This window comes from Desulfonatronospira sp. (genome assembly GCA_003563255.1).
Lineage (GTDB): Bacteria > Desulfobacterota > Desulfovibrionia > Desulfovibrionales > Desulfonatronovibrionaceae > Desulfonatronospira.
The window spans coordinates 1-3,050 of sequence record PWSL01000334.1 but is presented as its reverse complement, the minus strand read 5'-3'; the positions used below and the strand labels follow the sequence as shown (position 1 = coordinate 3,050).

The 3,050-nt window shown below is 41.7% G+C and carries 2 protein-coding genes; both read right to left on the bottom strand.

Annotated elements, in window-relative coordinates; translation table 11 throughout:
• Positions 1–228: 228 nt before the first annotated feature.
• Positions 229–528, bottom strand: a complete 300-nt coding sequence (locus tag QZP87_RS09660) for a hypothetical protein (protein WP_291322710.1) — start codon at positions 526–528, stop codon at positions 229–231.
• A 671-nt stretch (positions 529–1,199) separates the two neighbouring features.
• Positions 1,200–2,471 (bottom strand): biliverdin-producing heme oxygenase, encoded by a 1,272-nt coding sequence (locus QZP87_RS09655; RefSeq protein ID WP_291322709.1) that lies wholly within the window; start codon positions 2,469–2,471, stop codon positions 1,200–1,202.
• Positions 2,472–3,050: the final 579 nt, after the last annotated feature.

Sequence of the window (3,050 nt, the reverse complement as noted above, 5' to 3'; positions counted from 1 at the left end):
TTGACACAGATAAAAGAGATTGAAGAAGCATGTTTTTTCCTTGCGGGAATAAGAACCCGCAAGGAAAAGGCATCAGCCGCTTGCGCGGCGGGGAGAGCACCTGAGCTTAGTGTCCAAAAATAAAACAGTCCCAGCGCCAAGTGCTGAACCCCCGTCATGGCTCAAATTTTTCTTGTTTTTTGTGACAGGGTTTCAGGAGTAAGCCACTAAAAGCATGGTTTTTACACGTCAGGTCATTTCTTGCATGCCAGAGAAAAAGCTCTCTGTATCGAATACTTTATTATATTTCTTGGAAAATTTATCAAGCGCCGGAAAGAATCCTTCCCATTCCTTGACTTCATCCACTTTTTTTCCGTTTATGAAGAACTTGAATGTGGTATCAGCAGGACATCTCACCATAACAATTTCAGCTGAGCCTTCAGGATTTCTTTCTGACCAGAAAGCAGTGTATGTGTTGTCATCGCCTTCTGTTTTCTTATATTTTTGGAAAAATCCTTCGAATATCTCTTTTATTTCTTGGTTGTCCATTTCATTTCTCCTGGATCTTTGGTTATTCAAACTATGCCTATTTGCCTGTATCGCAAACGAGTTTTAATCGTCAGTTTTATTTCTCAAATAACATCATAATTTATACACCTTCAGCGAATAAAAAACTTATTCTTGAACCTTAATACTCATGGGTACAGTGGGATAATACATTTCGCGGAAAAACAGAAATTTTTCGTAACAGTTTAGCCCTTTTTAAGGAAAGCAGGGGACAGGCACCCCCGCACTTATTTTTCTGAAGGATGATTGGCATGTTTAAAATAAGTACGGGGAGAGCCAGTCCCCATGCCACATGCAAATGGCTAAACTGTTACAATTTTTCTATGTTAGAAGGATAAATCCATATTGAATCATCAATAACAGGTCTGTAATTATTTTTCTTCAAACTCATGATAATCTATATTTTTAAAAAAACAGTTTTTTGTTAGGTATGTCGCAAAAATTAGTTAAGATGACTAAATTAGAACAGAAATGTCATGGTGACATAATCCATTATTATCCACCCCTTAAAATAATCTTTCGCGAACCCCACCCATTTTCATTGATCATTTCAAAAAAGTATCATTATGGATCAATTTAAAAAAAAGTCCTCAAAGGGATGTCTGTCCAGAGTTCCAGACCTGTGATCTTTAATACACATGTAACCATCTCAACTAATCAATTGCTGTTCTGAGGTACTCTACCTCATCTTTGAGAACCTGTATCCACTGTTTTGAAAAGCGTTTTGGATCAATAAGCCACAGCATAAGGCTTTCAATGGCGTTTTTTATGCCATTTGCTTCATCCACAACTGCTGAGGAAATTAGATCTAAAGCTTCATGGCAGCAGAAATCATTTTTGCGTCCCAGACTCTGTTCCATGGCTTCTGCTCTGAGCTTACGCATGTTCCCGGGAATATTATTTTCCAGGTTATCACCAATACTCCTGGCTGCAGCCGTCAATATACTGATTCGATAATCATCCTCTTTTTGAATGAATGAGAGCTCTCTTGATAGAATTTCCAAATGCCTTGCCAGCAGTATGCTTGGCATACCCCGACTGGACAGCACACCAGCAAGCCATCCAGCCTGAGACTGCATTGTTTCAGGCTCAAGTTCAGCAGCGGTAGTTAGCCAGGCTCCATCTGCGTCAGTATACCGCCTGCCTCTTTTTCCGTATCTGTAGATAAAGTAAGGATACTCTGAAAGACATGCATCAGAAGCCCGAAGGACTGCCACAAGATCAAGTTTATTTTGAGGTACGGGGTGATTCCCTGATTCCGGATTAAAACCTGTTGCACAGTATTTCATTTCAGCAGGCTGCAATGGAAAAACAGCTTTAAAAGCTTTGTCTAGTTTCCTGAATATCAAAAGAGCTGTATCTTGAGCAGCCTTAATCTCATCCGGGTCAGTTATGACCTCGTCCATAACAGCCGATGCGGCATCCCATTGCTCTGGTCCCTGACCACCATGACAGGACAGGTATGAAAGTCCTTTATCCGAAGTCAGGTTTAAAGTTTTTGCAATCAATGGAAGCAGGATAACAGCTCCTTTTGTGGAACCCATCAAGACATAAACAGCTCCGGCAAGTGCTATGGGATTATTACCAGCTACCTGCCGTATGTGAGCAGCAGCTTCCAGGGCTGCTTTTACTGCCTCAGGAGACTCCGGGATTAGGTCCCATCTGAAAAAATCATTATCATCATTAAGCAGTGGCGAACGCTGCATTTCAATGGACCATATTCTTAATATCCTCTGATCACTGCAGTTGCTGAGACATCCTTCTAAGGCAGAATGAATTACAGCCAGTACCCGGATAAATCCCAGGTAAGCTTCAATAGTGATCTCTTTTTTTAAAACGGCCTGGGCAAACGGGGTCGATTCTATAGATGCATGAATTTCTCTGGTGGAATTTTTCAATATCTTAGAAATTGCTGTGTCTGGCATATAAAGATCCTGGTATGTTTTTTGAGAAAGTGAGTTTTCTTATTCAGTAACAGTTCAGCCGTTTGCATGCGGCACGGGGACTGGCTCTCCCAGCCCTTGTTTTATTAAGTCTGTGTTTTACATCAACAACAAAAAAATGGCTGGGGTGCCTGTCCCCTGCTTTCCTTAGAAAAGGGCTAAACTGTATGCGAGTCTGTGACGATTCAATTCTGGTTGCATAAATCATATTGTTAAGTGTCAGGATACTGGACAAGGACATTTAGCCCTCCTGTTGGATATCCGATCTCCATCAAGCATCCTTCCCGGTCAGGGACCTTGAATGGAGCCGGTTGTCCAGTTTTTAGTTCAAGCATTTGAGCTTTCATAGAGTTTAGCTGTGTTCCTGTTTTTCCACTGATACAGCACAGATTCCATCGTAGTTTTCGCCCAAGATGAACTCAACGGAGTCTCCAGTCATTAGGAGCTTAGCACAAATTTCAAACCAACATGTTGGTTGCTAAAATCGGTTCCTGGTTACCTCTCGTTCCCAGGCTCCAGCCGCTTCACCTCTCGTTCCCAGGCTCCAGCCTGGGAACGCTT